This window comes from Cryobacterium sp. RTC2.1, from assembly GCF_035018685.1.
GTDB lineage: Bacteria > Actinomycetota > Actinomycetes > Actinomycetales > Microbacteriaceae > Cryobacterium > Cryobacterium glucosi.
Map to the genome: position 1 here is coordinate 1 of NZ_JASJXJ010000216.1, position 4,754 is coordinate 4,754.

The window sequence follows — 4,754 nt, forward strand, 5'->3', positions numbered from 1 at the left end:
ACCCAACACTGCTGCGTAATGCGGGAGCCTGTCCGGGCCCAGCAAAAAGACCGCCACCACTCCGATCAACACCAGCTTCTCAAACGTCAAACCAAACATGCGCACACAATAGCCCGACTCCGTTCTCAGGGCTGCCGCACCATACCGTCGGCGGGGTCTGTCAAGTCTTTGGCGCTGACCCCGGGGAGTGAACATTCTCTCTTGTGAGGTGTCCACTCTCCGGGGTCAAGGCCTGTGTCAGGAGTTACACCGAAAATCGCATAGGGAACGCTCGGTGAGCGCTCCCTATCGGTACTCGGACCGGCTATCGCGATTGCAGGGGCAGCTGCAGGTATGAGGCGTGCTCGCCTCCGGTGTGAACAACGTGCTGGCCGCTGTTCGCGCCGACGTACTCGCGGATACCGGGCATCATCGTGCCGAGCAGGTTGCGGGAGCTGACTACGAAGCGCAGCTGCTCGCCCGGGTGGAACACCAGCCCGACCGGCAACAGGTCGATTTCTATCTCGACGATCTCGCCGGGTGCGAGCTTCTCGACCCGGTCGAAGGTGTGTGTGGGCACTTCATCCGTCGACAGCGTCTCGTCGAGGTGACGCAGCGAGACCCGCAGTCGACCGTCTGAGCCTTTGTATTTCAGAATCGTCGCACCACGGTCGGTGAGGTCGTGTGCGATTGCGCTCTGATTCGGAACCGTGAACGCTTCCAATGGTGTGCCGTAGGCGTCGAGCTTCTGCACGAGCACAAAAATGTCCATGTCGTCGCAGTCACGGGCTTCGACGAAGAGGCGCGCCTTCGGGTAGCCCGCCAGCACCGTTTCGTCGGCAAAGCGCGTGAGAAAAGACACGGCGTCCGGGTTAGCCGCCACGGTGTACGCCACCGGCACCTCGGCGCCGGGCGCCGTGATGGTCAGCGCGCGAGAGCGGCCGTCGAGGTAGAACTTCGTCGGCACGGAGTCGGCCGGTGGAAACTGGTCGGCGGGGATATCGATCCGGTCGCCACCCTCAAGGTCGAGCAGTGAATAGCGCACGGGGGGGTCTGCTCCCAGCCATTGTCGTGGTCTTTGAGGAAGTGGTCGAAGAAGCGGCGCAGCTCGTCCTGGTGCTGTTCGTCGTAATAGTCGGGCCATTCCTGGGTGTTGTGGATGCGCAGCCATTTCTCCTCCGACGCCATCCGGCGCCACGCGCGGAAGGTTCCGGCGGTGTGGAGAGTGTTCGAATAGCTGGCCACCACGTATGCCGGCACCGTAATCTTGTCGAACGCGGGGATTTTGTTCTCCCACAGGTCGTTGACGAGCGGATACTTTTCGACCTCGCCGATGATGTCTTCTTTTTGGTTCTTGCCGAAGAAACTGCCTTCCTGGAGCTGGCGGGCGAAGCCGGTATCGGGCATGCCGCCGCGCATCACCAGGTCGCGGTAAACGTCGCTGACGCCCTCCCACGGGTTGATCGCCGCCAGGTGAGGCGGCTGCTCGGCGGCGGCGAACCACTGCGAAACCGCGAGGTAGGAGGTTCCGCTCATACCGACCTTGCCTGTGCACCACTCCTGCTCCGCCAGCCACTCGATGACGTCATAGCAGTCGCGGCCGTCTTGTCGGTCCCAGAGCACGCTGCTGCCCTCGCCGTCGACGATGCCTCGCATGTCCGGGTTGCAGATCGCATAGCCCTGGGCGACCCAATACGCCGGATCGGCGCCTTCGAATTTTTCCAGTCCGGAGACGATCGAGTTGTCCAGACCCACCAAGCCGAACACGCCCATTACGGCGAGTGAGGAGCCCTGGGCCTTACCGTAGGGGCTCCAGGCCATGATGACTGGGACTTTCTCGGATCTGGCGGGCCGGAAGACGTCGGCGTAGATGGTGACACCGTCGCGCATCTGCACGGGCACGTCCTTCTCGAACAGGATATCGACTGGCAGCGGCTTGAACTGCGGGGCGATCTGAAAGCCCGCCTGGAGGGTTCGGGTTCCGGGATCGAACGCGGTTAGCGCTCCGGTGCGCGCCGGGGGCAGCGGGGTGGAAGGGACGTACATTCTCTGTTCTTCGCTCATCGCGGAGCTCCTCTGGTTTCGTGATCCTGGGATCGACTCTCGGGCCGGTGCGAGCGTACGCCCAAAAACTCAGAAACTCAACAAGCGTTGAGAAAATAAGCGCGAAAGAGCTATATTGAGTTGATGACGATACAGAAGCAGCCAACACCGACCGTGCGGCGCGGGCGTCGACCTGGTGGCGTGAACACCCGGGCAGTGGTGCTCAAGGCCGCCCGGGCTCGTTTCGCCCGGGAAGGATTCGCCGCCACCACGATCCGGCTTGTTGCTCTGGACGCTGGGGTGGATGCATCCCAGGTGATGCAGTATTTCCGGTCGAAGGATGAATTGTTCGCTGGGGTGATGGCCATCACCCCAGCGGCGCTGGAGCGTTTCAGTACCGCATTTGAGGGGCCGGACAAGCACCTCGGTGAACGGGTCGTCCGCGCCTACCTGAGCGCGTGGGAAGGCGTGGCCGAGGAGTCGGAGCCGCTGATGGCGATGCTCCGCGGCGCGATCGTCAACGACACCGCGAGCGGGCAGCTGCGCGACTTCATCCAGTCCCGCCTGCTCGTCGGCACCCGCGACCGCCTCGACCCCGACGCCGTCCTCCGAGCTGGCCTCGCCTCCTCGATGCTCGTCGGCATCGTCACCGGACGTCGCATCATCGGAGTACCCACGCTCGTCGCAGCGGACACCGAAACGCTCGTCGCCGTCGTCGGACCAGCGATCCAACAGATCCTCGTTCCCACAGCAGCAGCCACGCACCTCAGCACAGGCCCACGCAGAAGCCAGGATTCGGAAGGGCGGCAGCTATGAATCCCTGGCGGAGCCGTCGGGCGATCGCGAGTTCGGCGGAACATGCCGGACGACGAAGCGCCGCACCGCCCACCCCCGGGACCGGCCGAGGCGTCGTTCCTGACCCGCTATGTGAACCGAGGACTGCCAACAGCGGCCCCGTCTGGCGCGACGGCCTCCGACGCACTGGAATTTGCTCGCACCTGTACGGACAGGATGCCCATGCGCTTATACCCCGCCCCGACGCTCGGGAACGTCGCCGAGCTCGCCGATGCATGGGATCTGTACCCCCTCCTCCAAGAGGACTTGCTCGCCGGCCACCAGCACCCCAAACTCGAACACTACAGCGACGTGCTCTCCCTCTTCATCCGCTCCGCACGCTATGACGACACACGGGAGGAAGTCGACTTCGCCGAATTCCACGTCCCGCTCCGCCCGCACGCGGTAGCACTGCGGTGCGAGAGCGGGAAATGGATAGACGGCAGCGCCCGTCGAGACTCGTCCTCTCTTTTTTGGGGCGAGACCTAATCGCCTGTTGGCTAATTTTGTCTCAATTTGTCCCGATCGAGTGCCAAATTATGGCCCCTGAATCGGCGTGAGCGGGGGCTTCTGTCCCGTCATACGGTCCAAGCGTGTCACACGGGGTATGCCTGTTCGATTCGTTTGCGGTGAGCATTCACGCTTGCCATTTGGGTGAAATCACAATGAAGCGGTCATTTTCCACGTGACCGGAAGGACGGAGAACGTGAACCTGCCCAAGTGCAGCACCGACAGCACCGCGGGTGGTAGCGGCGACCCTCGACTCCTACGACGACTTCTTCGACGACGACCTCGACCTCGTGGCCGACGCCCTCGACGACGCGCGCTCGCTCAGCATCGACTGATTACCCCTAACGCATCCTTAGATCGCCTCGTCTCCCATTGCGCCTTGGAACGCTAAGAGACTGAGTGCTGTAGATCCCGCTTCTCGTTCTCTCAACCTTTGGGACGGTCATAGTCCGGATTCGAGCGGAGTCGAAGGACGACTCCCGCAGCTATCGAGCCAAACAAAAACTCGAACACAAGTCCATGAGACAACGGGGTCGAGAAGCCGGCCGTACCAATGACCAGGAGCGTGAAGCCCAAGGTGAAACCGAAGGCGACGTTGGACAAGATGCGGAAGCGCTTATGGCGTTCAGTACGTGGCGGGCTCAACTTCAGCTCCTCCTGACCGTCCGGTCACGGTTCGACGGCCCCTGCTCTGTGACGGCCAGGTCACAGCCGCTCAGAAGCTGGCAGAATCAGGCCGCACTTCTGACGGTGGTTGCCAAAGTGTTGCCCTGCGGGGTTTTGCGGGAAAAGAAAACCCCCACATCCCAGTGTTTTCAAGGGATGCAGGGGGTGATTCGTGGCGGGTTGTTCCTATAACTCACAGGCTGGTGAATCACTGGGCAGATTTTCGGCACTTTCGCGCACATCCTCTACGCTCTGCCAAATAATCCTCTGGGCGCTCCCGTCGACGAACTTGAGAGCCTCGTGGCGGAGACTTTGGATGGCCTCCATCTCGTCCTGCTCGAAATCGTGAAATGCAGGCCCGACGCCACCCTGTGACTGGCCGGCGCGCTGGCACACCACGGTCTCATCGACGCGATTCCGCCGCGCGCGGAGATCGCAGTTCCACGAGGTCAATCGGTGCCAACGACGACGGCAGCGGTTCTATGGCACAGCTTCGACCGCGATACTTTCCCGATCGGACGCGAGGAGATCTATATCACAGGTACTGAAGAAATCATGGGCGTGTACTCACGCGGAGCGCTCCTTAGTCGATGTCTTCCGACTGTGAGGCTCCGGAGGGTATGAGGTAGGGATTGAGGCGTTTAAAGGGCTCTCCTGACGTTACCGTGGGTGGTTTCCGAGCGCCTTAACGAGTGCACGCCGCTCTCCGTCTAGGTTTCTAA

The 4,754-nt window shown here is 62.1% G+C and carries 4 protein-coding genes; 2 read left to right on the forward strand and 2 right to left on the reverse strand.

From position 1 onward, the window contains the following. Positions 1-304 precede the first annotated feature (304 nt). Together QN357_RS17815 and QN357_RS17820 are read right to left on the reverse strand one after the other, a co-directional pair. Positions 305-1,012 (reverse strand): CocE/NonD family hydrolase C-terminal non-catalytic domain-containing protein, encoded by a 708-nt coding sequence (locus QN357_RS17815; protein WP_323505296.1) that lies wholly within the window; start codon positions 1,010-1,012, stop codon positions 305-307. Further along, complete coding sequence (locus QN357_RS17820) at positions 904-2,043, reverse strand: CocE/NonD family hydrolase (protein ID WP_323505295.1); 1,140 nt, start codon at positions 2,041-2,043, stop codon at positions 904-906. Before QN357_RS17820 ends, QN357_RS17815 begins: the two co-directional genes overlap by 109 nt. Positions 2,044-2,166: 123 nt before the next feature. Here QN357_RS17820 and QN357_RS17825 point away from each other — a divergent pair, with 123 nt between their 5' ends. Together QN357_RS17825 and QN357_RS17830 are read left to right on the forward strand one after the other, a co-directional pair. Beyond that, complete coding sequence (locus QN357_RS17825; protein ID WP_322136644.1) at positions 2,167-2,838, forward strand: TetR family transcriptional regulator; 672 nt, start codon at positions 2,167-2,169, stop codon at positions 2,836-2,838. A 201-nt stretch (positions 2,839-3,039) separates the two neighbouring features. Continuing rightward, positions 3,040-3,345: a hypothetical protein gene (locus tag QN357_RS17830; protein ID WP_322136645.1), complete on the forward strand. Its 306-nt coding sequence runs from the start codon at positions 3,040-3,042 to the stop codon at positions 3,343-3,345. Positions 3,346-4,754 lie beyond the last annotated feature (1,409 nt).

Coding starts and splice junctions, on each gene's coding strand:
- QN357_RS17820 (WP_323505295.1), bottom strand. CDS start 2,043: ATGAGCGAAGAACAGAGAATGTACGTCCCTTCCACCCCGCTGCCCCCG.
- QN357_RS17825 (WP_322136644.1), top strand. CDS start 2,167: ATGACGATACAGAAGCAGCCAACACCGACCGTGCGGCGCGGGCGTCGA.
- QN357_RS17830 (WP_322136645.1), top strand. CDS start 3,040: ATGCGCTTATACCCCGCCCCGACGCTCGGGAACGTCGCCGAGCTCGCC.